Annotated in this window: 23 protein-coding genes; 5 read left to right on the top strand and 18 right to left on the bottom strand. The window is 29.6% G+C overall.

The genetic code is table 11. The features are described 5' to 3' along the window. Window positions 1–52: 52 nt before the first annotated feature. The 4 genes from OD91_RS04165 to OD91_RS04150 all read left to right on the top strand — a co-directional run bounded on the left by OD91_RS04165 (window position 53) and on the right by OD91_RS04150 (window position 3,490). Window positions 53–2,149, top strand: a complete 2,097-nt coding sequence (locus OD91_RS04165; RefSeq protein ID WP_144895136.1) for a PAS domain S-box protein — start codon at window positions 53–55, stop codon at window positions 2,147–2,149. A gap of 3 nt (window positions 2,150–2,152) precedes the next feature. Next, complete coding sequence (locus OD91_RS04160; protein ID WP_144895135.1) at window positions 2,153–2,479, top strand: Hpt domain-containing protein; 327 nt, start codon at window positions 2,153–2,155, stop codon at window positions 2,477–2,479. A 3-nt stretch (window positions 2,480–2,482) separates the two neighbouring features. After that, window positions 2,483–3,184, top strand: a complete 702-nt coding sequence (locus tag OD91_RS04155) for a LytTR family DNA-binding domain-containing protein (protein WP_144895134.1) — start codon at window positions 2,483–2,485, stop codon at window positions 3,182–3,184. Between the two features lie 108 nt (window positions 3,185–3,292). Beyond that, window positions 3,293–3,490, top strand: coding sequence for a hypothetical protein (locus OD91_RS04150; RefSeq protein ID WP_144895133.1), 198 nt, complete (start codon window positions 3,293–3,295; stop codon window positions 3,488–3,490). A gap of 173 nt (window positions 3,491–3,663) precedes the next feature. On the opposite strand, the gene OD91_RS04145 is transcribed toward OD91_RS04150, so the two are convergent. From OD91_RS04145 to OD91_RS04095, 11 genes are read right to left on the bottom strand one after another with little or no spacing between them, the layout of a single operon-like run. After that, entirely contained in the window at window positions 3,664–5,238 is a 1,575-nt protein-coding gene (locus OD91_RS04145; RefSeq protein WP_144895132.1) for a hypothetical protein, read from the bottom strand. Window positions 5,239–5,248: 10 nt separating this feature from the next. Next, entirely contained in the window at window positions 5,249–7,540 is a 2,292-nt protein-coding gene (locus OD91_RS04140) for an FdhF/YdeP family oxidoreductase (RefSeq protein ID WP_144895131.1), read from the bottom strand. Further along, window positions 7,533–8,327 (bottom strand): formate dehydrogenase accessory sulfurtransferase FdhD, encoded by a 795-nt coding sequence (gene fdhD / locus OD91_RS04135; RefSeq protein WP_144895130.1) that lies wholly within the window; start codon window positions 8,325–8,327, stop codon window positions 7,533–7,535. Before fdhD ends, OD91_RS04140 begins: the two co-directional genes overlap by 8 nt. 57 nt (window positions 8,328–8,384) lie before the next feature. Further along, complete coding sequence (locus OD91_RS04130; RefSeq protein ID WP_144895129.1) at window positions 8,385–9,551, bottom strand: class I SAM-dependent methyltransferase; 1,167 nt, start codon at window positions 9,549–9,551, stop codon at window positions 8,385–8,387. 3 nt (window positions 9,552–9,554) lie between these two features. After that, window positions 9,555–10,241 carry a hypothetical protein gene (locus tag OD91_RS04125; RefSeq protein ID WP_144895128.1) on the bottom strand — a complete coding sequence of 229 codons (687 nt, stop codon included), beginning with the start codon at window positions 10,239–10,241 and terminating at the stop codon, window positions 9,555–9,557. Then, window positions 10,225–11,145: a RimK family alpha-L-glutamate ligase gene (locus tag OD91_RS04120; protein ID WP_144895127.1), complete on the bottom strand. Its 921-nt coding sequence runs from the start codon at window positions 11,143–11,145 to the stop codon at window positions 10,225–10,227. Before OD91_RS04120 ends, OD91_RS04125 begins: the two co-directional genes overlap by 17 nt. Before the next feature lie 27 nt (window positions 11,146–11,172). Continuing rightward, a complete protein-coding gene (locus OD91_RS04115; RefSeq protein ID WP_186434392.1) occupies window positions 11,173–11,724 on the bottom strand; it encodes a GNAT family N-acetyltransferase in 552 nt (183 codons plus the stop codon). After that, the gene (locus OD91_RS04110; protein ID WP_144895125.1) at window positions 11,705–12,367 is read right to left on the bottom strand and encodes a pyridoxamine 5'-phosphate oxidase family protein; all 663 of its coding nucleotides are present in this window, start codon (window positions 12,365–12,367) and stop codon (window positions 11,705–11,707) included. Before OD91_RS04110 ends, OD91_RS04115 begins: the two co-directional genes overlap by 20 nt. Before the next feature lie 2 nt (window positions 12,368–12,369). Continuing rightward, the gene (locus OD91_RS04105) at window positions 12,370–12,885 is read right to left on the bottom strand and encodes a GNAT family N-acetyltransferase (protein ID WP_144895124.1); all 516 of its coding nucleotides are present in this window, start codon (window positions 12,883–12,885) and stop codon (window positions 12,370–12,372) included. A 3-nt stretch (window positions 12,886–12,888) separates the two neighbouring features. Further along, window positions 12,889–13,179 (bottom strand): DUF1272 domain-containing protein, encoded by a 291-nt coding sequence (locus OD91_RS04100; RefSeq protein WP_144895123.1) that lies wholly within the window; start codon window positions 13,177–13,179, stop codon window positions 12,889–12,891. Window positions 13,180–13,182: 3 nt separating this feature from the next. Then, window positions 13,183–13,701 (bottom strand): DinB family protein, encoded by a 519-nt coding sequence (locus OD91_RS04095; RefSeq protein WP_186434391.1) that lies wholly within the window; start codon window positions 13,699–13,701, stop codon window positions 13,183–13,185. 81 nt (window positions 13,702–13,782) lie between these two features. On the opposite strand from OD91_RS04095, the gene OD91_RS04090 reads away from it, so the two are divergent. Next, window positions 13,783–15,264: a PLP-dependent aminotransferase family protein gene (locus OD91_RS04090; protein ID WP_144895121.1), complete on the top strand. Its 1,482-nt coding sequence runs from the start codon at window positions 13,783–13,785 to the stop codon at window positions 15,262–15,264. On the opposite strand, the gene OD91_RS04085 is transcribed toward OD91_RS04090, so the two are convergent. The 7 genes from OD91_RS04085 to dnaN all read right to left on the bottom strand — a co-directional run bounded on the left by OD91_RS04085 (window position 15,250) and on the right by dnaN (window position 21,760). Beyond that, a complete protein-coding gene (locus tag OD91_RS04085; RefSeq protein ID WP_255513169.1) occupies window positions 15,250–15,741 on the bottom strand; it encodes a hypothetical protein in 492 nt (163 codons plus the stop codon). The genes OD91_RS04090 and OD91_RS04085 overlap by 15 nt on opposite strands. A 187-nt stretch (window positions 15,742–15,928) precedes the next feature. Further along, on the bottom strand, window positions 15,929–16,792 hold the full coding sequence (locus tag OD91_RS04080; RefSeq protein ID WP_144895120.1) for an RluA family pseudouridine synthase: 864 nt from the start codon (window positions 16,790–16,792) through the stop codon (window positions 15,929–15,931). A gap of 79 nt (window positions 16,793–16,871) precedes the next feature. Then, window positions 16,872–17,288, bottom strand: a complete 417-nt coding sequence (locus tag OD91_RS04075) for a VOC family protein (protein ID WP_144895119.1) — start codon at window positions 17,286–17,288, stop codon at window positions 16,872–16,874. Window positions 17,289–17,334: 46 nt separating this feature from the next. Then, window positions 17,335–19,026, bottom strand: coding sequence for a gamma-glutamyltransferase (gene ggt, locus OD91_RS04070; RefSeq protein WP_144895118.1), 1,692 nt, complete (start codon window positions 19,024–19,026; stop codon window positions 17,335–17,337). A 107-nt stretch (window positions 19,027–19,133) separates the two neighbouring features. Continuing rightward, a complete protein-coding gene (locus OD91_RS04065; RefSeq protein ID WP_144895117.1) occupies window positions 19,134–19,688 on the bottom strand; it encodes an ACP phosphodiesterase in 555 nt (184 codons plus the stop codon). 120 nt (window positions 19,689–19,808) lie between these two features. Next, window positions 19,809–20,531, bottom strand: coding sequence for a nitroreductase (locus tag OD91_RS04060; RefSeq protein WP_144895116.1), 723 nt, complete (start codon window positions 20,529–20,531; stop codon window positions 19,809–19,811). Window positions 20,532–20,641: 110 nt separating this feature from the next. Then, window positions 20,642–21,760 (bottom strand): DNA polymerase III subunit beta, encoded by a 1,119-nt coding sequence (dnaN, locus tag OD91_RS04055; protein ID WP_144895115.1) that lies wholly within the window; start codon window positions 21,758–21,760, stop codon window positions 20,642–20,644. Window positions 21,761–22,091: the final 331 nt, after the last annotated feature.

Genomic DNA, 22,091 nt, shown 5'->3' with positions numbered 1-22,091 from the left:
TTTTAATTAGTATTTTTTAACTAAATTAGTAAATGATAACAAGAAATCATTTATGATTAAAAATTCGGAGCTATTACAAAAAGAATTACTTCAACTTAAATTATCTAATAAAAATTTAGAGAAACAAATTTTTTTACACGAAGAAACTATTTCTGTTTTAACTGAAGAAATTATTACTGCTAATACCAACCTTGCAATTGTTCTTCAACAAGATGTAGAAGATTTTCGTAATGTTTTTGACACCATTGTTGATTCCTATATTTTAATGGATTTGAACGGTAATGTTCTTAAAATGAATCAGCCAGCTATTGACTTTTTTGGTTATGATATAAAAAATGAAACATTTAATGTAACCGAAATAATTTATGAAGAAGATATAGAATATGCTTATAAATCTTTTTATCAGTTACATGAAGAAGGAGCTTTTCAAGATTTTCAGGCTAGAGTATATACTAAAGAAAAAGAAGTTAAATGGGTTCAGATTAATTCTAGTCTAATTAAAGATAAAGATGGTAGTATTGTTTTTGCACATGGTATTGTAAGAGATATTACTGAGGCAAAAAATTTACAAGAAGAATTTGACAATCAAAAACAACAACTTTCTGCAATTGTAGAAAATAGTTCTCTCGGAATTGTTTTAAGTAAAAAAAACACCATCATTAAAACGAATTCAGCTTTTCAAAAAATGTTAGGCTTCTCTGAAGAAGAATTACTTCAAAAAACAATATTAGATATATCATATAAAGAAGATAAAGTTTCTTCTAAAGAAAAAATGACTATGCTAGAGAATAACAAAATTAATGATTTTGTTATTAAAAAAAGATACACAAAAAAAGATGGTGGTTTAATTTGGGCAAAAACTAGTGTTTCTATTGTTAAAAATGAAGATGATGCACAAGAATATCAAGTTGCAGTAATTGAAGATATTAGTGATGAGCATAAAAGGCAAGGTATTTTAAAAGCATTAAACAGTTTAATGGTATCCGTTTTAGGTAAAAATAATATCCATGAAATTGCCTGGGATGTTGTAAATACAATTACAGGGTTATTAAATTTTGAAGACTGTGTGGTGTATCTTATTGATAAAGAAAATAAAAGAATGTCACAAATCGCAGCTTTTGGAAAAGATGTAGATAAAGATAATGTTTTAATTAGCCCAGTTGACATAGAAGTTGGTTATGGTATTGCAGGCTTTGTTGCAAAATCAGGAAAATCAGAAATAATAAAAGATACAAGTAAAGATAAAAGGTATTTTGTCGATGGCATAAGTAGATTATCAGAGATTTGTGTCCCAATTATTACAGATGGAGAAGTAATAGGAATTATAGATTCTGAACATCCAGAAAGAGATTTCTTTACTAAAGATCATTTAAATATGCTGCAATCTATTGCAGGTTTAGTAGCAAGTCAATTAAAAAGTGCTTATAATTTAAAACAAAAAATAGAAGCGGAAAAGAAAACAGAAATCTTACTAGAAGATTTGACAAAAACGAATAATGATTTAAATGATTTTGCACATGTTGTATCTCATGATTTAAAATCACCTTTAAGAAGTATGAATGCCTTAGTGAGTTGGTTAGAAGAAGATTGTGAAGATTTTTTAAATGACGATTTAAGAAACAATTTTAAACAAGTTCATGAAAGAATTGATAAAATGGATATGCTAATTAATGGAATCTTAAATTATGCTAGCATTGATAAAATTGAAAAGAAAGAAAGAAATATTAATTTAGAAATATTGTTGAATGATATTTTAGAAACCATTTATTTTCCAGAAAATATTGAAATCATTATAAAAAATAAATTACCAATCCTTAAAGGAGATAATTATAGGTTACATCAACTCTTTCAAAATTTAATAAGTAATGCAGTAAAATATACCAATGAAGAAAATGGTATTGTTGAGATAGATTGTATTTCTATAGGCGATTTTTGGCAGTTTAGTATTAAAGACAATGGAAAGGGGATTGATGAAAAATATCATGAAAAGATTTTTCAAATTTTTCAATCATTAGAAGAGCCAAATGTTGAAAATTCAGGTGTTGGGTTATCTATTGTGAAAAAAATTGTAGATTTTTATAAAGGGAAAATATGGGTGGAATCTCAAGTAAAATTAGGTTCTACATTCTTTTTTACATTACCAAAATAGTATATGGATAAGCCAAATATAAATTATATAATAGAATTAGCAGATGGAGATTTAGAGTTTCAAAATCAGATAATTTCTATCCTAAAAAAAGAGTTGCCACTCGAAATTGAAGAGTTTCAAAATAACATAAAAAACAAAGAATTTAAAAAAAGTGCAGAAAATGTGCATAAATTAAAGCATAAAATTAATATATTAGGTCTCCAAAAGGAATATGAATTAGCTAATGAGTTTGAAAAACAGTTGATTAACTCTAATTTAAAGCTGGAAAATTCGTTTATGGATACCATTAAAAAAATTACTATTTATTTAAAAAATATTCCCCACAATTAAAATATGAATGCATTATTAATAGATGATGACAATTTATCTAGAGCAGTTTTAAGAAAACTCTGTGATAAATTACCAGATGTAAGAATTATTGATGAATTTTCTAATGCGATTGATGCATTAAAATATTTAAATACAAATAAAGTTGATCTTATATTTTTGGATATACATATGCCAAATTTTTCTGGTTTTGATTTTATTAATACACTTAAGAATCCTCCAAATATAATTTTTACAACTTCTGATAAAGATTTTGCGATTGATGCTTTTCAATACGAATGTATTGTAGATTATCTTTTAAAACCAATACAATTTGATCGGTTAGAAAAATCAATAAAAAAAGCAAAGAACAAGCAGGTACAAATAATTACAGAAGAAGAAAAAGTTACAGAAAAAAAAGAAACACTTTTTGTTAATGTAGATAAAAGACTCGTTAAAATTAATATAGATGATATTTCTATTATTGAAGCAAAAGGGGATTATGTAAAGATTAAAACGAAAGAAAATAGTTATATCGTTCATTCTACATTAAAAAAAGTACTTTCAAAATTACCAGAAAAAATATTCTTTAGAGTGCATAGATCGTACGTAATAAACATTACTCAAATAATTGATATAGAAGATAATTCAGTATTAATTAACAGAGATGTAATTCCAGTAAGTAGAACAAATAAAGGAGAGTTACTTAATAGACTTAACCTATTATAATCTATATCTATTTTTTAAAACCACTTATCTATAATATTATACCACTTATCGAATTTTGACTTATTAGATTTCACAACTAAAGTATCTTTGATATAGAATTTAGTTATTATGAGATTTTTACAGATAATGCCACCAGTTGAAACAAATGAAGCCTTACTATTAGGTATCACTAATGCTGACATGTTTATCTATTTATCGATAGCAGCAATTACAACAGTTATTTTATTTACTGCAATTAAATTGATAAAAAATAATAAAATTGAGACAAGTTTTTTACATAATTTGTTTGTTAAAAAACTATCATAATTATCCGTTCATCGAACAATTTAGGTTCTTTAACGAAAATTGAAGAAAAAAAAGAATTAGATAATTTAAATTTGAATGAAGTTATAATAATAAAGTGAATCAATAATAAATTGGGGGATTTAAAAATTGATTATAAAAGGCTTTCTGGAAACAGAAAGCCTTTTAACCTTTTATTAAAGTTTTAAATAAGTAAAATGATAACTGATTCCGAAATTGATTAAAGGACTGCTTAATTTTCCACCTCTAGCTTTTACATATCCTAAAGAACCTCGTAAACTTAATTGATCATTTAATTTATAATAAGTTCCTATACTTGGTTTAACAATTAAACCTTGTCCAGTACTAATATTACCACCACCTGCAGCACCAGTTAAAACTTGGGCAAATAAATTTACTTTCTTATTCAAAAATGAATTAGATTTTACACCAAAACCAACAATTCCTTCAGCATAAGCACCAGCATTCCCAAAATTAGCAAATGAAGTCTGTCCAGCTAAGTAAATGTTTTTACTAATAGGGAAATTCATTTGAAAAGAAATTTGATGTAAATTTTCTATAGGATTTGTTTGTCTGTCAGCATGAAAATAGATGTCATGTTTTAAAATTGTTTCAAAGCCTTTAAATTTTGCATTAGAATAACTATTATCATTAGTTTTCACTCCATTAGTTTTCACTCCATTAGTTTTCACTCCATTAGTTTTCACTCCATTAGTGTTCATATAATACTTTATACCAGCACCAAAAGTTGAAGTGTAAAAATGACTATCTGGAGTCATTAAGTACCCTTTATTAAGAGATACATAAATGTTATTAAATAATTTTTGCTCAATAGAGATATCAGGATAAATTAAAAAACCACCTTTTGTGTCAACGCCGCCACCGCCGCCTGCCCCAATTCCAAATTTAGCTTGAATATTTGTTCGGTTTTTATTGAATGAAAGATGATAGCCACCTCCAAAGAATATATCCATATAACCAGCTTTTATTCCATGATAAGCGCCATCAGCTCTTAAAAAAGTAAACCAATTATCATTTAAATAGGAAATTAATTCAAAACCAGCTAATCTTATCGTTTTTCCATTTAATGATGTTCCATCAGTTAGTTTCTGTTTTCCATTAATTGATAAATTATTTAAATGCATCATTAATGATAATCTATTAGGTTTTTTATTCCAATCAGTCTTTTTTAAGGCACCTAAAGAGTATTCTCTTTCAGTGAATTTATTGTTGGTATAGTCGAAATCAAAAGGGATTTGTAGCGCAACATTTAATTGATGGCTTTTAATATCTCCACCATCAAAAAAGTTAACATAACTCCAGCCACTTGTAATAGAAAATTTCTCAAATTGATATCCAATATTAAAATGTGGTAAAATAAAAGCACCGCCACCGTCTGGAGCACCAGCGCCACCTCCGCCACCAAAATGAAAACCAGTATCTAAAAAGATTTTTTTAGACAATAGTTTTTTATAACCTGCATTAACACCTAATGTGAAAAAACCACCGCGTTTACCTGTTACACTTCCATAAATACCTATACCTGTATAAAAATCAGATAATTTTAAGTTATAATGTATTCCTGTAAAACTCATATTTGCTTCGTTTGGAAAAATTGTGTTAGAAGGCATATCAATTGATAAAAAATCTAAAGCAGCAAATCCTTTCTGAGTTTTTTTAGTCGGTATTATTTCTTGAGAAATTCCTATAGAAGAAATAAAAAGGGTAATAAGTATAATTATTTTTTTCAATGTAAGTTTTTTATTGTTTATGAATAGTAATAATCACCGTTTTCGAAGCTGGTGTATTGCTTTTTCTAGCCTTACTCTTTATAGGAACTAATACATTAGTTTCAGGAAAATAAGTTGCTGTACAGCTTTTAGGAATTGCATAAGGAATTACTAAAAAACCTTTGGCAACTCTTTCTTCATCATTAAAATGGCTAACCAAATCAACTTTATCTAATTTTGTTAATTGCTGATTTTTCATGTCATCAGGATTCATAAAAATAACTCGTCGTTCGTTTAAAACACCACGATATCTATCATCTAAACCGTAAATTGTGGTATTATATTGATCATGAGTTCTAATGGTCATCATCATAAATTGATTTTCCTCTAATCTGATATCTGATGGTTTATTAATTGTGAAATTTGCTTTGCCAGTTTGAGTAGGAGAGTAGTTGTTTTCTCTCGCATTGTTAGGTAAATAAAAACCACCTTTAATTCTTACACGATTGTTATAATTATCAAATCCAGCTATTGTAGCTTCTATTTTATCACGAATTAAATCATAATTTGAAACTAAGGTTGTCCAGTTTGTTTTATTCTCTTTTAAAGTTGCAGTTGCAATACCTCCAACAATTGCAGGTTCACTTAAAAAACCTTCAGAACATGGGTTTAAATGTCCATGAGATTGATGAACAACTCCCATAGAATTTTCAATCGAAATAAATTGCTCTCCAGATTTTTGAATATCTTTTTCTGATCGCCCTAAACAAGGTAAAATCAATGCTTGTTTACCATGAACTAAATGACTTCTATTTAATTTTGTGGAAACGTGAACAGTTAGATCGCAATTTATTAATGCTTCAGCAGTAAACTCAGTATCTGGTGTAGCGGAAATAAAATTACCGCCCATTCCAATAAAAACTTTAGCATCATTTTTATGCATTGCTTCAATTGCTGTAACTACGTCATATCCATGTTTTCTTGGTGCTTTAAAGGAGAATTCTTTTTCTAAATTATCTAAAAAAGCATCTTTGGGTTTCTCCCAAATTCCCATTGTTCTATCTCCTTGTACATTAGAATGACCTCTTACTGGACAAGTTCCAGCTCCTTTTTTACCAATGCTTCCTTTTAATAGTAAAAGATTTACAATTTCTCGAATATTATCAACCCCATTTTTATGCTGAGTTAATCCCATAGCCCAACAAATAATTATTTTATTATTGTTGATAATGAGTTCTGTAGCTTCTTTTATTTTTTCTAAGGATAAACCAGTTTGCGGTAATAATTCATCAATAGAAAAAGTGTCTAAATCTGTCAATAATTCTTCTAATCCTGCCGTTTTTTCTTTTATAAATTGATGATTAAAAACGGTTCCAGTTTTTTCATCACGAGCTTTCATCAATTTTAAGATGATTTTTAACAGCGCAACATCACCGTTAATTTTAACTTGTAAAAATAGATCGGTTAAATCTTGACCTTTACCAATCCACTTTAAAGGATTTTGTGGATCTTTATAATTCAGTAAACCAACTTCTGGTAACGGATTAACCGTAATGATTTTTCCTCCATTTTTCTTTGTATCACTTAATGCAGTTAACATTCTTGGGTGATTGGTTCCAGGGTTTTGTCCCATAACAATAACCAAATCGGCATGATTAAAATCATCTAACGTCACAGAACCTTTTCCAATTCCTAATGTTTCTGACAATCCAACTCCACTAGATTCGTGGCACATATTAGAGCAATCAGGTAAATTATTTGTTCCGAATTGACGCACAAATAATTGATATAAAAATGCAGCTTCGTTACTTGTTCTACCAGATGTATAAAAAATTGCTTCGTCTGGTGAATCTAAATCATTTAGTTCTTTTCCGATAAGACTAAAAGCATCATCCCAAGAAATTTCTTGATAGTTTGTTGCTCCTTCTGGTAAATACATCGGGTGTGTAATTCGACCACTTTTTCCGATTTCATAATCCGACCATTCAGATAATTTTTGAACCGTATGTGAAGCAAAAAATAGAGGAGATACTTTATTTTTAGTCGCTTCTTCTGCAACAGCTTTTGCACCATTTTCGCAATATTCTGCTAAAAAAGCACGCTTTGCATCTGGGTCTGGCCATGCACATCCAGGACAATCAAAGCCATCTTTTTGATTTATTTTAGCTAATAAGCCAATTGCTTTTTTTATACCAACTTCATTTTTAATATGCGTTAATGCAGAAGAAATTGCTTTAGCACCAACAGCAGATGTAGGAATATCAATTAATTCTATTCCTGTTAACTTTTCTGGTGGTTGTGAATGTATTTTCTTCTCACTCATAATTTACATATTGTGGATTCGAATATACCGTCATTTTTGTTTCTCTACTAAAACCTATTAAGCAAATTCCGAATTCTTTAGCAAAGTCGATTGAAAGTGAAGAACAGGCTGAAACTGCAACAATAATAGGGATTTTTGCAATAAATGCTTTTGATACAATTTCATAAGAAACTCTTCCGCTAACAAAAAGACTTTTCCCTTTTTTTAGTTGATTATTTTCTAATAAATCCCCAACACATTTATCAACTGCATTATGTCTGCCAATATCTTCTTTAATCGTTAAAAGTTCTTTTGATGTGTCAAAAACAGCTGCTGCATGACTTCCTCCAGAGGCTCTAAATGTTTCTTGATATTGATACATTTTAGCATACATATCACTAATTTCTTGACGTGAAATTTGAGAGTGATTGGCTAGTTTTTCTCCTGATACTTTAATATCAGAAAGTTCTTTTTTTCCACAAATTCCGCAGGATGAAACCGACAATAATGTGCGTTTATTTAAATAGCCTTTACCAATTTTATCTTTTGTTATCGTACAATTTATGATACTTGAGTAATTATCTTCTTCGGTAATGTGTACTTCAATATTTTGAGAAGATTTATAAATGTCTTCAGCAAAAAGCAATCCTCTAATCAACTCCAAATCATTGCCTGGAGTTCTCATAACAACCGTATAAGGTTGATTATTAATATTAATTTGTAAAGGAGCTTCGATAACAACGGTATCATCTAAAATGGAGTTTTTAGAATCTTTGAATTTTAAAGATTGATAGGTTGTGGTTTGCATCTACTTTTCTATAAACTCAAAGGTAATTAAAGTTAAAGAATTTTTTAGATGTAAGAATTAAACTTTATTGCAAAAAATAACTTTAAGTTGATTATTTAAATCTGTTGTGAAAAATAAATAGGTGTTTCCACCATCTTCAATTTTTGTTTCTTTTCTAATTTGAGCAACAGTTCTGGGAAAATTACGAGTGGTAATATTCGCTTTTTTAACTTTTCTCAGTTCTTTTTTATTGTAAGATATTACGTTGATAACTCTGAAAATTCTACCTGGAAACTCAACTAATGTTTCAGAAGTATATAAATGTGAATGTTGATGTAATTTTTTCACTTCTATTTGCTCAGTAATTTCATGAAACCCCCCTGACTTTAAAATAGCTGAATTTGGTTCGTATAAAAAGGTGAGTGGTTTTTCATATTCTGATGTTGATTTTGAATTTAAACTGAATTCAAACTTTTCTTCTTCATCATTTTTAAAGTTTACTGTTTTGATAGAAACCTCATTATTGTAGCCTTTTTCTAGTAAAAATAATAATTCTTTTACTTCGTTTTTTATGGCAATAACATGAACTTCTTTTACATGTTTTAATTCATTAATTGTACTTGTTATATCAAGAATAGGGGAGTTTTTAATTAATATTTGATTCGTTTTTTTAAATAGAAAATCGATGTTTTCTGGAACATTTGGTAAGCAATCTTTTAATAAAAAAACTTTCCCTTTGATGTCATTTCTTCTTGAAGGATCAATATAAATGCAATCAAGTTTTTCTGAACTGTTTTTTAGATATTCTGTTCCATCACCAATAAAAAAAGAACAGTTTTTAATCTTCAGTTCATTAAAATTATGCTTGACTATTTCTGATAATTCTTCATTGATTTCACAATGTGTTATTTCCTTAAAATGTTTGGAGAAATATAAGCTATCAACTCCAAATCCACCAGTGATGTCAATTATTGAAGTTCCAGAAACAAGTTTAGCTTTATATGCTGCCGTAATTTCAGATGAGGTTTGTTCGATACTTATTTTTGCAGGAAAATAGATGTTTTCTTGTTGGAACCAAGTCGGTAATTTCTTTTCAGATTTTTGTTTAGCAATAAGTTGATTGGCTAATTCTTGGCTCGAAATTGTACCAAAAGGACTTCCTTTTAATATCAGTTTTGTGATATCTGATTTTAAATTCTTGTTTATAAATTCTTGAACGTCTTTATGTAAAATATGTGAATTCAAAGATTAGTTATATCCTTTAACCATTCCCAAGTCTAAAGTACCAATAGGTAATTCGTGTTTTGTCGGTAAAAATGCTCCAGATGCTGTTGTAGTCCAATCATTCCATGTAGCTTCCATTCCTCCAGTAGGAATAATTTTCACCCACATTTTATAGGAGATTGGTTTACCCGAATCATCTAAAATCCATAAATAAGAATCTCCAGGTGTTGTACCGCCTGAAGTATATGTAATCAAAAGAGCATCTTTATCATTATATTTCACGATACTTCGTTCAATTCCGTTTTCAAAAACTTTATAGGGAGCAACTAACCAAAAAGAATCGTTATTAAAATATGCTGTTGCTTTTTGAATAAGTTCATTTTCAGTTTCATCAGATTTATTAGTAACTACCTTACTTTTTTCTGAGTTTTTAGTGTGTAAAATCACCTTGTTTTCATCCCATGAAACCTCAACGATATTTTCCTGTTTGTCCCATTTATAAGAGTGTTTTCCTCTAAAACTCCATTCTAAATATCGAGTATTATTATAAGCTTCAATATTTAAAGCAGTAAGCATTTTATTTGCTAATGCATCAGCTTCACTACCTTGTTTTCCTTCAGGAAAATCTTCGTTATTGGCAACATAAAAAATACTAATCGCAATTAGTACAAGTAAAAGTAATACTGCTATAATTTTACCTATTTTCTTCATTTTGTTGGATTAATTGTTGAATACCATTTGCTAATTCATCTGCAGCTTCAGGATGATTTCTAAACCATAATTCTGGTTCAATCAATTCAATTTCTGCAATGGCTAATTTACCGTTATTATCTGTAAAAATATCAACTCTAGCATAAATAGGCAATTCGATACAATTTTTTACTGCATTTTCTGCAAAATCTATTTCATTTTGAGTTGGTGTGTGTTTGTGAACTGAACCACCAAAATCATCTTGAACTCTAAAATCACCTTCTTTAGCAACCTTTAACACAGCGTGTGTAAACTTACCATTCATCACCATTAAAGAAAGTTCACCTTTTTCTACAATATTATATTGAAAAGGTTGTAAAATCATAGCTTCATTAGCTATTAATTCTGTGAAAATTTCTTCGTAATTTTCAATATTTTTAGGATTGATTTTATAAGTGTGCCTAGCGCAACCAGAAACACATGGTTTTAACACAAACTCGTTTAATTTGTGTTTGATAGCTAATTTTTTTAAAGTATCAGAATCGCCTTTTTCTATAAAATAAGATTCGCAAATATGTACACCATTTTTCTGTAGGTCTAGTAAGTAATGTTTATCGATATTCCATCGAATAATTTTCTCGGAATTCAGTAAAATAGTTTGTTGACTTACTTTATTTAACCAGTCAGAAAATTCTGGATATCGATCAAAATAATCCCAAGTTGTTCTAAAGAGTATGTACTTAGTTGAGGACCAATCAAAATTAGGATCATCCCAAGAAATTCTTCCAACTTTTAGGTGTAATTTTTCAAGAGCTAATTTTACATAATTATCTTCTTTTAAAACATTTTCGGTATATATATCCTTTTTTGTAGGATTTACATATCTAGGTTCGGTAAGAATAATTACATCGAATTTTTTAGTCATTTCTATTCTTAATTGTTGAGATTAATTTTAAGAAAACAATGTAATAAACTTTTCTCTACTAAGAATATATTGATTTACTTTTTGATGAAAATTTATGGTACCAGGTATAGTTTCATATCCTTTAACAAAATCAAAACCAACTTTTAATAATGTTTTATTAGGTGAAGGATTTTCTGCATAAGGTTCGCAAAATAAATTTTCTAATTGGAAGTTTTTAAAATAATAAGGAAGTGTTTCTTTTACAAAAGCAGAACCTAAACCTTTTTGTCTATTCGGGTTTTTCCATAGATGTAAATGCATATATGCTTCTTTTCCGAAGTTAATTTTGTTAATATGACTATGTCCAACAGGTTCATTATTCAATAGCCAAATAATATAATACAGGTTTTTATTGCGATATTTTTTTTCTACTTCACTATAAATTATATCATAAAATAATGTTCTTTTTGGAAGTTTTTCTTTGATAGCACCCATACCTAATAAAAATTCATCCGTAGCATTATAAAAATAATCTACTATAAAATTTACATCGTCAATTGTAAATTCTCTAACCGTAAGTTTATTGTTTATGCTGCTCATAATAATCCATAATATGTTTAGGAATTTCCATGCCTTTAGGTTTTCCTTCATCAGGAATTGGAAATTCAGCTACTTGTTTTATAGGAATTAATCCTGCCCAAACATCTAAATTATAATCTTCAGGTTCATCTCCAACACCAACATCTCTAACTTTTGCAGAAGCGGTTTCAATGGTCATTTCTACCACTAAAGTTCTGTCTAATTCTTGCTTATGCATATCTCTAATTCCGTCCCAACGACCTTTCATCATATGTTCCATAAAACAAAATAAAGCGGCATCTTTTTCGGTATCATCTGTAATTTTTTTAACAGAACCAAAAAGTGTAACAGATCTGTAATTTACAGAATGATGCAGTCCCGAACGAGCTAAAACTAAGGCATCTAAATGCATAACCGTCATGCTAATTTTACCAGTTTCTAATAACGTTAATAACATTCTATTGGCTTGAGAACCATGTAGATAAATCTTATCATCTTTTCTTCCATACGCCATCGGTAAGGTAATTGCTTGTTCTTGATACACATAGCTTACGTATCCAATAAAGCCAGCATCTAAAATTGAGTTGATTTTTTCAACATCATAGGTTGCTCTATTTTGACCTCTTTTAACACGATTTAATTTTGATTTTGAATATTCTTTCATTTCTATAATTTTTTAGCGAACACTAAGTTTTCATAATTCTTTTCACCAACAAAAAAATCGATACTTCCAATATTTTCGAATCCATATTTTTTATAAAAATGAATTCCTTTCGTATTTTTATAATAAGCAGTTAACCAAATAAGGTCAAATTTTAATTCTTTTGCTTTCTTTAAAATAATTTCTTGCAATTGTGAGCCAATTTTTAAAGCAATAAAATCATTCAAAATATATAATCTTTGAAGTTTACACGAATTAGTACTTCCTGATTTTTCGTAATTAACATTTAAAGAAAGTTTAGCAAAACCTATAGGTAGCTCATCTGAGAAGATAATCCAATATAAATTTTCTGGATCATTTAACTCTTTTCTAATTTGATGAACAGAATAATATTTATTGTAGAAATCAAGTAAATACTCTTTATTCTCAATGTAATCTCCATGCGATTCTGTATAGGTAATTCTACCTAATAAAGCAATATGTATAGCGTCATCAACTGTTGCTCTTCTAATTTCTATCATTTTTTAACGTTCTCCTGGGTTGATGTTTTTATATTTTTCTGAATTAATTTTTGCTTTTTCTAAATCTTTTGGCTTAAAAACTTCTTTGATTGAAGCAGGATATTTTTCAATCATTTTTGATGGACGAATAGGACGCTCCACAAAATTACCAGCACAACTTGGACATACATTTTCAAAGATTTCTAAAGCACATTCTTTGCAATATGTACATTCAAAAGAACAAATCATTGCTTCTGTTGAAGTATGAGGTAATGCTTTATTGCAATGCTCGCAACCGGGTCTTAATTCTAACATTTTCTATAGATAACGTTCTTTAATTACATCAATATGCCAAATGCTATGGCCTAATAATAAAACAGCACAAGCTCTTGCTGACATTGGCGAATTACTTGCGGTTCCCATATTTTTTAAATTTTCTTCAGAAATACTTTTAATTAAATTTAATGATGATAAACGGGTAACAGTAAATTCATGGATTAAAGCTTCCATAGATTTTTTATTCGCTTCAGAAGGAGCGATATAATCATCTTGTTCATAACCAGGAAAAGCAGTTTTGTCATTTCTAGCAATACATAAGAAGCGATACATAAAAACACGTTCTGTATCAACAATATGCTGTAAAATTTCTTTTATGGTCCATTTTTCAGGTTGATATCTAAATTCGTGTTTTTCTTTAGGAATTGAATTAAAAAAGTCAATCACCATTTTTTTATCAGCTTCGTAGCCAGAAATTAGTTCTGTGTTTTCTTCAACTCTATTTATATATCTTGAATAATATTTGTTGTATTCACTAGTGTTTAATTCTTTTTTTATCATCATTTATAATTTATAGTTCAAAATTAGTACATTTATGGACTATTGTTTTAATCCAGAATAAATATATTTAATAGTCCAGTTATGTTTCCGTATAAAACCAGTTTTCTATTAAAAAGAAATACAAGTCAAGCGTTGTATTTACAGTTGTCAAATCAGTTTATAACTTTGATTAAAAATAACACTTTACCGAGTAATACCAAATTACCGGGCAGTAGAGTTTTGGCAGAAATGTTAAATGTTCATAGAAAAACAGTGGTGGCTTGTTATGAGGAGTTATTATTGCAAGGTTGGATTGTAAGTATTCCTAAAAAAGGAACTTTTGTAAATACCGATTTACCATTATTACACTATCAAAAATCTACAAACGATATCGTAAAGTCGATAAAAAGTAAAGCAAATTTTTCTTTTAAAAAGAGTAAAATATTAGAACGAAAAACGTTTCCTGAGCTTACAAATTTTACAGTAATAAATGACGGTGTTTCAGATCATCGTTTAACGCCAATTGATGATATAGCTAGAACGTACAGAAGAATTGCGAGTAAAAAAAGTACGATAGAACAATTGACTTATAAATCTACCTACGGAAATATTCGTTTGCGAGAAGCGTTAGTTTCTTATTTAAATGAAACTAGAGGTTTACAAATAACTATTGATAATATTTTGATAACCAGAGGAAGTCAAATGGGAATCTTTTTAACGGCTATATTATTGTTCAAAAAAGACGATTTAGTGGTGGTTGGCGAAACAAACTATATTGCTGCGGATGTTACTTTTTCGCAATCGAAAGCTAAGATTTTACGCGTTCCTGTTGATGAAAATGGATTAAACACTGATGCAATCGAAAAGATTTGCAAGAAGAAAAGAATAAAAGCGGTATTTGTTACATCGCATCATCATCATCCAACAACGGTTACACTATCAGCAAAAAGAAGAATTCATTTATTAAACTTATCAAAACTGTACAATTTTGCGATAATAGAAGACGATTATGATTACGATTTCAATTATAATCATGCGCCAATATTACCATTATCAAGTCACGATTCTTTAGGAAATGTAATTTATTTAGGTTCTGTTTGTAAAACTGTAGCACCTGTTTTTAGAATTGGATATTTAATTGCACCAAAAGATTTTGTAGATGAAGCTGCAAAACATAGACGCTATATTGATAGGCAAGGTGATGCTTTGTTAGAACTCACTTTTGCTGAGTTTATAAAATCTGGTGATTTAGACAGACATATTAAAAAAGTATTAAAAATTTACCGACAACGAAGAGACTTGTTTTGTAAATTAATGACAGAAGAATTGAGTGCTTATTTTTCGTTTGAGGTTCCGAAAGGAGGAATGGCAGTTTGGACAATCCTAGATAAGAAATATACGTGGAAACAAGTATCAGAAACTGCTAAAAGACATCAATTAGAAATTGGCGATTGGGAACGTTACGATTTAGCTAATAATAACCATAATGCGATAAGAATTGGTTTTGCAAGTTATACAGAAGATGAAATAATTGAGCTTGTAAAAAAACTAAAACAAACAATGAATTCTTTAGATTTTCTCTAACACAGGTTTTTTCTTCACTTCTTTTTTCTTCTTTGTATTTCCTGGAAACGTAAGGTTTGTGCTGGTGTAAATTGTCCCAAAAGTTTCACTAGCATAATATACTTGTGAAATTGCATCTTCAACTTGATGAGTTGATAATTCTTTTAAAGGATGAATAAAAACGGACCATAAAACACCGTCAGAGATAGCGTATTTAACATCTAAAGCAGTATGAAAATTTGCAATTAATGAATTCAATAATAGCTCTTCACTCAATTTTTCTTGTTTTGAAATCGGTGATATAATCCGCATTCTATTCGCGTTTTTATCTGCAATACAAATCATTAATTTTCCATTAACAGCAAAATTCCAAGAATTGCCATTTACTGCTGTACTATCAGCATTTTTTTTAATGATAAAATCAAGTTTATCTATAGTCATGTCTTGTGAAAAGCCATAAGAACTGATTAATAAGAAAATGAAGAATATTTTTTTCATAGTTAAAATGTTTTATAAAGTGTCGTTTATTTTTAAGGTAACTAACAGGTTTTAGGGAATACTTTGTTTGTCATTCCGAACAAGTGAAGGAATCTGTTTGAGAGATTGTTTCGTCATACTTCCTCGCAATGACAAAAAAATAAAATAAGATTAAGAGATTTTTATCTTTAAAGGAATGACAATAAATTTAAAACGCTGGAAATATCTTCCTAAACTTCTTTGGTAATTCTTTAATTACTGATATTTTCTCATGTGTAAAAGGATGTTCAAACTCTAAACTAGAAGCATGTAAATACAAGCCTTTTCCTTTTAATTGTAATTCTTCTTTACCGTATTCTTTATCACCTAAAATTTGATTTCCATTTTCCGATAAATGCTTTCTAAGTTGATGTTTTCTTCCCGTTTTTGGATTCAACTTTACTAAATTTAGAAATTTAAAACGTTCAGAAACTACCATTTCTATAACTTTATAATTGGTAATAGCTTCTTTATTATCAATAGGATTATTGATTTTTCCTTCAGAATTCATTTTACCGATACAAATTGCATGATATGTTTTTTGAATTTCTTTATTTTCAAATAATTTATTCAATGCTAAAATACTAGCATTCGTTTTTCCAATCAATAAAACACCACTTGTTGGGTAATCTAAACGATGAACAGGCCTTGGTCTAACAGCATCAAATTGAGTAGATTTTTGTAAATTTTGACTTAACGCATTATCAATAGTTACAAAAGAATTTCCGCTCACTAAAATTCCAGCTGGTTTATAAATTATTGCTAAAAAATCATCCTCAAATAAAACATCAAGTTTTAATTCTAACCTTTTAAAAGAGTCATTTTCTTCGGTTTGATATAATTCTATAGTTTCCCCACCATTGATAAATAGGGCAGAAGTGGTTGTTTTTTTATCAACAAGAAGTAATCCTTTTTTTATTGCTTTTTTAATTCCCGATTTAGTAGGTGTTGTTTTAAAAACACCAACTCCGTATTCTTGTAAACGAATTGGTTTTTCTAAGATTGGAACTAAATGAGTTTCTATAAGTTGCATTAACTCGTGTAATTTTTCATTTGGAGTTTAAATTCTTTTAATGTCAGGTCGAGCGCAGTCGAGACCTCTAACCTGTTACTTATGTAGCAAAAATCTGACTCTCATCTTTAAATGCCTTAAATTCTAAAGCATTATTTTCTGGATCGTTAAAAAATAGAGTCGCTTGTTCGCCAACTTTTCCTTTAAAACGAATTGTTGGTTCAATTATAAAAGAAGTATTTGCAGCTTTTAATCTATCAGCTAAAGCGTGCCAATCATCCCAAGTAAGTACAACACCGAAATGCGGAACAGGAACATCATGTCCATCAACAGGATTAGAAATTCTTTCTGGATGAAAACCATCTTTTTGATGAATCACAAATTGATGTCCAAAGAAATTAAAATCGACCCAAGTATCAGAACTTCTACCTTCTTCACATTGTAAAATATCTCTATAAAAAGCTCTACATTTCTCTAAATCTTTTACTGGAATTGCTAAGTGAAATGGTTGTATCATTGTTAGTTGTTAGTTGTTAGTTGTTGTTTTGTCTACAGTCTACAGTCTAAAAACCAACCGCTTTATCATCACCTCTAGGATCTGCACCACCTTCTAATTTCCCATTTGGTAAAACTAAAATACCTTCAACTTTACCTATAACAGGAGCGTCTTTTTGGTTGATAGAATATCCAACTTTTTCTAGTTCAGCAACTGTTTTTTGATCAAATTTATTTGGTTCCATCATAATAACATCTGGTAACCATTGATGATGAAAACGAGGCTGATTTACAGCTTCTTGCATTCCGAAACCGAATTCATGCACATTTAAAATAGTTTGCATCACAGAAGTAATAATTGTTGAACCTCCAGGAGTTCCAACAACCATCCATAGTTTGCCATTTTTTTCTACAATTGTTGGCGTCATAGAACTTAACATTCTTTTTTCTGGTACAATTTTATTCGCTTCAGCACCAATTAAACCAAACATATTAGGTACACCAGGTTTACTAGAAAAATCGTCCATTTCGTTATTTAAAAAGAAACCTAAATCAGAACAATATAGTTTAGAACCATACGCACCATTTATAGTAGTGGTAACAGAAACTGCGTTTCCAAAAGTATCTACAATAGAATAATGAGTGGTTTCATCACTTTCTACCATTTGAATTGTTCCGTGAGAAACATCCGAAGATTTTGTCGCTTTGTCAAAAGAAAAATTATCCATTCTACCTTTAGTATATTCCTTAGAAATTAAAGTTTCTAACGGAATTTTTACAAAATCAGGATCTCCTAAAAAGAAACTTCTGTCCGCATAGGCTCTGCGTTCTGCTTCTGCAATAACCTGAATGGTTTTAGTTGAATTATGACCATATTTATCTAAATCATACGATTCAATTCCGTTCATAATTTGTGCTAAACAAATTCCACCACTAGAAGGTGGAGACATCGATATAACTCGTAAATCATCATAATTAAAAGTAATTGGTGTTCGCCATTTAGCTTCGTATTTAGCCAAATCTTCTAAGGTCATTATTCCGCCATTTGCTTGCATAAAATTCACTAATCGTTGTGCAGTTTCACCTTTGTAAAATTCATCACGTCCATTTTGCTGAATTCTTAGTAAAGTTTCAGCCAAAGCATTGTACTTTATGGTGTCATTTTCTTTCCAATCTTGATCTAAAATAATAGTGTCTTTATTTGCTTTTGGAAAATAAGGTCTGTATTTTTTAATTCTAGCTTCCTGCTTTTTGGTAACAATCACTCCACGTTTTGCAAGTGCAATTACAGGCTCTAAAATATCTTTCATCGGTAAAGAACCAAATTTTCTGTGCGATTCAAAAACTCCAGCAACAGTACCAGGAATTCCAACAGCCATAGCACCTAACGTGCTTTTTCCTTTTATAACATTCCCTTCTTTATCTAAATACATATCGGCATCGGAAGCTAAAGGAGCTTTTTCTCTATAATCTAACGCACCAATTTCTCCGTTTGCTTTTCTATAGACCATAAAACCGCCGCCGCCAATATTACCAGCATACGGATATGCAACTGCCAAGGCTAATTCTGTTGCTGTCATTGCATCAAAAGCATTTCCACCTTTTTGTAAAATAGCTGAGCCAATTTTTGAAGCTTCTTCTCTGGCAGAAACTACCATCGCTTTTTGGGTAATTAACCCTGAGATTTTTTCTTTTTTAGGTTCCGTTTTGCAGTTGATAAAAAGCAAGGAGGTAAAAACGATTAGGAATATTTTCTTCATTGTTTAGTAATTGTTTATATCGTTAACCTGAACTCATTTCAGGTTCTCGTTTATTATTAATTGTCATTGCGAACAAAGTGAAGCAATCTCACTTTTAAACATAGAGTTTACTTCGTCATTCTTCCTCGTAAAGACAGTAATTTCTCTTCCGAAAAGATACGCAAATCTTCGAAAAAAGCAGAAAAATCATCTTCAAAATTTTGATACTGTTCTTTTAAATCTTCGATAGCCAAATTCATTTGAGACTTTCCTTTGGTTCTGCGATTCATTCCGTTTAAAACACGGTCTATAGGATCTAAAAATTGATAGTTATATAAAATATCATATTCCACCATATATTTGATAAACTGTTGCGACTTTTCTGGTAAATCTTCCTGTTTTTCTTGAAAAAGTTGATAGACAGAATTTGTATACACATCTAAGGGAATTGCAGAATATTGACTCCAATTCTTAGCTAGAAAGTGATCAAAAAATATATCGATAATAACACCATCATAATGTCCGTAACGTTCGTGTAATCTACGTTTACTCTTACGTACAATTTTGTGCGCATCTGTAAATGTATCTATTTCTCTATGTAATAGTATTCCTTGCTGAATTTCAGGATCAAAATGTTCAAACTTATTGCCTCTAATATGATCTGCAATAAAATTGCCAATCATAATATTGGTGTTGTTTTGAGATAAGTATAAATGTGCGAGGAAGTTCAAATTAGGTTTTAGGTATTAGGTTGAAGGTAAAAGTAAACAAAAAAGAAGAAGAGGGTAAAAACTATAAACTCTTTATTTTCTTTCAGAAACTAAAAGTTCTTCTAAACCAATTTTTTCTGGACGATAAGAATTTACAACCGCATCACTTGGATATCCTAAAGACAAACCACAAACAAGTTCATAGCCTTTTGGAACATCAAAATAATTGTCTACTGGTTCTCTCCAAATATTTAATGCACCTTGCGGACAAGTTCCTAATCCTTTACTCGTTGCAGAAAGCATAATATTTTGCATAAAAATACCTGTATCTACCAAAGCTGTATATTTCATTTTAGGATTTGCAAAAATCCAAATAGCAGCTGGAGCTCCAAAGAAATTGAAATTTTTTATCATTTCTTCATTTCTCTTTTTATGATCTTCTTTTTTTATTCCTAAAATTTTATACAAGCCAATAGCTGTTTTTATTCTTCTATCTTGGTAAATTCCAAAATATTTACCTTGAATAGTTTGATAAATTTTATTGGGTTTTAATTTAAATTTACGAGCAATAATAAGTTTTTCGAAAATATTTTTCTTTCTTAATGATAAAGAAGCTTTGTACTTTTTAGTAAGTTCATTACCAATATTTGTTAATGTATCTCCAGTTGCAACCACCACTTTAAAAGGTTGTGTGTTAGAACTAGAAGGTGCTTCTAAAGCTTCTTTTAAAATTTGATTGATAATATCATTAGAAACCTGCGTATTTTTAAAATCTCTAATACTTCTTCTGTTTTTATTTGTTTCTTCGAAAGTCATGAGCTGAAATTTTAAATTATTTATAAAAGTAACTAAAAAGCCACAACTTTTAGTTGTGGCTTTTCTATATTCTTATGTCTTGTTTCTTGTCTCTAAAAAAAGTCCTGCTTCTAAGAATTCAACATCACAGGCATTACCAACATAGTAACTTGTTCACCTTCATCAGTACCATCAATAGGCGTTAAAATACCTGCACGGTTTGGTAAAGACATTTCAATTAAAACATCGTTTGCATTTAAATTGCTTAACATTTCAGATAAAAAACGAGAGTTAAAACCAATCTGCATATCATCACCTTGATAATCGCAACTTAAACGTTCATCAGCTTTATTGGCAAAATCTAAATCTTCCGCAGAAATATTTAATTCAGTACCCGCCATTTTTAAACGAATCTGATGCGTAGTTTTACTAGAAAAAATAGAAACTCTACGAACAGAATTTAAAAAAGAAGCTCTGTCTACCGTTAATTTATTAGGATTCTCTTTTGGTATTACCGCTTCATAATTAGGATATTTTCCATCTATTAATCTACAAACTAATACTACATTATCAAACGTAAATTTTGCGTTGGCATCATTATATTCAATCGTCACCTCATCATCAGAACCACCTAAAATTCCCTTCAATAAATTTAAAGGTTTCTTTGGCATAATAAACTCAGCCGTTTTATCAGCAGTAACATCTGTTCTAGAATATTTTACCAATTTATGTGCATCGGTAGCAACAAATGTTAAACTCTGATTACTAAACTGAAAGAAAACTCCGCTCATTACTGGGCGTAAATCATCGTTTCCAGCAGCAAAAATAGTTTTAGAAATAGCCGTTGCCAATACGTTAGAAGGAATGACCGTTTTACTTGGTGATGGTAAAGAAACCGCTTTCGGAAACTCATCGCCACCAAAATATGCCATGTCGTATTTTCCTTGATCAGAACTAATCTCAATCGTGCTTTCGCCTTCTGTTTTAAAAGTCAATGGCTGATCTGGAAATGTCTTTAACGTATCTAATAATAAACGTGCGTTTACGGCAATAGATCCTTTAGAATCGCTTTCTACCGCTACCACTGCGCTCATGGTTGTTTCTAAATCTGAGGCAGAAACTTGTAACTGATTTTCAGATAATTCGAATAAAAAATTATCTAAAATCGGTAACGTATTATTGCTATTTATAACGCCGCCTAAAACCTGTAATTGTTTTAATAATTGCGAACTAGATACGATAAACTTCATGTAATTTATTTTATATAAAAATGTAAATACAAATATAATCTTAATAAGTGATTTTTAAAATTTAGTTATCAACAGTTTTTCGCTAATTGTTAATCATTTGGGCGTGTCTTTGCAAATTTTTCATTCCGTTTCACTTCACAAAAAAATTACAAAGTCGGGCTTTCCGCACTCGCTTTTTGTAAAAACAAAAGAGCTCAAACAAATGCTGCAATCCCTCACGCAAAGGCAAGTACATTAAAAAAAGGAAATCTAATTTATAATTTAGAATTATTTTAACTTTTAACACTATAGATAAAAGGTATATTTGTTTTTTAACATTTCTTTTTTAAAT

The sequence above is a fragment of the Lutibacter sp. Hel_I_33_5 genome (genome assembly GCF_007827455.1).
Taxonomy (GTDB): domain Bacteria; phylum Bacteroidota; class Bacteroidia; order Flavobacteriales; family Flavobacteriaceae; genus Polaribacter.
This window is presented reverse-complemented; position numbering and strand designations above follow the sequence as displayed.